Raw genomic sequence first — 2,735 nt, forward strand, 5'->3', positions numbered from 1 at the left:
AATATGATCAGCGGGAGCGAAAGATGTTTGATGTCTATCGCAATGACAGGCGCGACTTGCTTGTCCTAAGTACAGGCTCTGCCGTACCCGTGCTGTACTCTGCTCACAATTGGCGCAAGAGCAGAAAAAGAGTTCGCAAGGTCAGCGACGAAATCAAGTCAGCCGTTCAGGCACAAGGCTATTACCTCCGCAGCCTACGGGCCACCAAGGAGCGGATGGTCGAGGTCGAGTGAAGGTCGCGGGCCGGTGTTCTCCACGTGCAACTTCACAGCGATCACCAGCAACCAAGCCGCTATTCCGGCGCTCTTCCGCGTCGTCAACCGCAGCTTGAATGCGAACGCCTTTGGCAGGTTAGCTCGTCCCCGCGCCATCCAACCGCGCCAGCCCAGCCTCGATCAAGATGATATCTTCCTCGATCTGCCGGATGGTTGTCCGGTAATCAAAACCGGTGCGCGCCCTTAGGTCCACGGCCAGCTTGCTGCGCTGCATGCGCAAATCGTCGAGAGCCCTTCGGTCATTCAAGCTAACATAACCGTCTACAATGAGTTCGATCGCGTTTGGCATCCCCGACCCCAGTCCTTATCGACCGCTCGGCAAAACTTACCCTGCGACACCGTTCAAAACGGCATCTCTTCGCAAACTGTTTCCAGCAGCCGTCAAATGGGGCCCTATGGTCAGACCGAGCCGACCTAACGTCAGGAGAGCAAGGGGGCTGCACAGTTCAATGGAAAGACCGGCTCCCAATATCGCAATGGCGCGTTGTTCATCCCTGTTGAGATCAGCCCATGAGATGCCTCCCCATGAGATGCCCTCCATCACGCGTCTCCGTCGCAAAGAACTATCTAAAATCCAAACGCATGCCTGATTTGCCGCAGCATAGCCATCGCCGCGTCGGTGTACCGACCGTGGGTTAGGTATTGATCGACCTGCGCTGTGCTGATCAGCGCCACAACTACCACCGTGAAGCCCTTAAACATTGGGCCTCTCCTACAAGAGACCGCCAACCGGGCGTGTCGAAGTATTAGACTCTTTTCAGAATGCGCTGCCGCATATGGCGGCCCTATACGTAAAGGTGACAGTGACCAGTAACCAATCCCTTAACCGGCGAGACGTTTGGATGCTTTCGCCGTGGGACGAGGCGAAGGCGCTGCAACGGTCGTTGCCGGATGATGTGCTCAAGGTCGAGATGCGTGGGGTAGAAAAGGAAGATAAAGCACTGCATAGAGCCGCGCGCTTGCTCGAAAGCGCAAACAAAACGCCGCCCCAGAAGGAGCGGCGAGTGTCAATCCCCACATGCAAAGGAAGTCACTTCTTCATGGCGTCTGCTGCATCCCGCGCGGCATCCTTGACGTCACCGGCGGCATTGTGAACGGCGCCCTTGGCCTTGTCGGCCTTACCTTCTCTTTGGAGGTCCTTGTCGCCTCTCAGCTTGCCAGCACCTTCCTTAATCGTGCCCTTGGCCTTATCGGCGACACCTTTCACGTGCTCGCGATCCATAACGCGCTCCTTCAATCTTCGATGACGCATAACGCGCGAGGAAAGTTCAGCGTTCCGAGTAGCCCTGTTAGAGCAAAGCCAATCGGCTGAGCGGGCCTTTATGCGTCAACAAAACTGCCGGATGATCCCGCAAACCAATGCTTTGCCCAATTTCGATAGCGTTCTCTATGCAACTTGCATACTACAATACCGGCTGCTCGCAACCCGATAAATGTTTCTTAACCGCTTCGGCGTGAAACTCTGAACACGGAAATTCTACAGAGGGTCGGCGTGGCCCATGGTTGTCATGGCAAGGCTGGTCCGAGTGGGCCTGTCCCGTTGTCCTCGCGTGTAGCTGTATTTTTCATCATCGCTTTTTGATCACTTTCGACGAAGCAACGTCATAATGGCCGACTCGCAAGGGAGATTTGCGAACGATGTCGTCAGTGCTGCAATTTCAGCGGCCTTACCAAGGGAAATCTGAGACAAGTCCCTCGTCCCAGAGATTGCCTGACATTTTGCCGACCGTCGCCGCTCTGTTGTCGCAAGTTCAAGCTCTCGAAATTCAAACAACAGAAGACATCCGTCAGGCCATCTTCATGCTTGAACTCGCGAATGGTTGCATCCGATTGATCATCGGACAGACCAAATTGAATGAAACAACCAGAACGGCCTTACTGGCTCAGTCGGCGAGGATCGAGTTGCTCATTGCGGCCACGCGCAGGGAGGCGGCGCACCTATTTTAAATGAAATGATTTGGATTGGGGATTGCAGATGATCGGAAACAATCGAAAGGCGGACCGTGTTCGGTTTGAGCACAAGCATACCGTCAGCATCATGGGTGTCGACGGGACATGGCGGCGAAGCTGCATTCTTCTCGACGCCTCTGCAAGCGGCGCCAAACTTGAGGTCGAGGGCTCAATCGACCCCCTGAAGGCGCAGGAATTCTTTCTGGTCCTATCCTCCACTGGTCTGGCATTTCGGCGGTGCGGACTGATTTGGGTTGATGGGGCTCAGGTCGGCGTTCATTTTGTCACCGGAAAGGCAAAGAGCAAGGCGATTGCAGAGAAGCGTCTCGTCGGTTCGCAATGAGAACCATGATCGCTCAGAAGACCGACAGGTTTGTTGTCGGCACACGTTTCAAGATGAGCGAGCTGGGGATCATTCAATTCCCAGATTTAGCCCACAAGACCGGTACGGTTGTCGAAGTCAGCATTCGCACCACCGGCCTGACGGTGCTGTTCGATGGTGCCACAAGA

The 2,735-nt window shown here is 55.0% G+C and carries 6 protein-coding genes; 3 read left to right on the forward strand and 3 right to left on the reverse strand.

Going from position 1 to position 2,735, the window contains the following annotated elements; translation table 11 throughout:
- The first annotated feature begins 23 nt into the window (after positions 1–23).
- A complete protein-coding gene (locus QCM77_RS45590; RefSeq protein WP_280097101.1) occupies positions 24–233 on the forward strand; it encodes a hypothetical protein in 210 nt (69 codons plus the stop codon).
- 118 nt (positions 234–351) lie between these two features.
- Here QCM77_RS45590 and QCM77_RS45595 read toward each other — a convergent pair whose 3' ends face one another.
- From QCM77_RS45595 to QCM77_RS45605, 3 genes are all read right to left on the reverse strand, one after another.
- Complete coding sequence (locus tag QCM77_RS45595) at positions 352–564, reverse strand: hypothetical protein (protein ID WP_280097099.1); 213 nt, start codon at positions 562–564, stop codon at positions 352–354.
- Between the two features lie 278 nt (positions 565–842).
- Entirely contained in the window at positions 843–977 is a 135-nt protein-coding gene (locus QCM77_RS45600) for a hypothetical protein (RefSeq protein WP_279669311.1), read from the reverse strand.
- A gap of 328 nt (positions 978–1,305) precedes the next feature.
- Positions 1,306–1,497: a CsbD family protein gene (locus QCM77_RS45605; RefSeq protein ID WP_279669310.1), complete on the reverse strand. Its 192-nt coding sequence runs from the start codon at positions 1,495–1,497 to the stop codon at positions 1,306–1,308.
- Between the two features lie 416 nt (positions 1,498–1,913).
- Between QCM77_RS45605 and QCM77_RS45610 the strand changes: the two genes are divergently transcribed.
- Positions 1,914–2,222 (forward strand): hypothetical protein, encoded by a 309-nt coding sequence (locus QCM77_RS45610; protein WP_279669309.1) that lies wholly within the window; start codon positions 1,914–1,916, stop codon positions 2,220–2,222.
- 28 nt (positions 2,223–2,250) lie between these two features.
- Complete coding sequence (locus tag QCM77_RS45615) at positions 2,251–2,568, forward strand: PilZ domain-containing protein (protein WP_280097100.1); 318 nt, start codon at positions 2,251–2,253, stop codon at positions 2,566–2,568.
- Positions 2,569–2,735 lie beyond the last annotated feature (167 nt).

It is taken from the genome of Bradyrhizobium nivariense (assembly GCF_029846695.2).
In the GTDB taxonomy this organism is placed as follows: domain Bacteria; phylum Pseudomonadota; class Alphaproteobacteria; order Rhizobiales; family Xanthobacteraceae; genus Bradyrhizobium.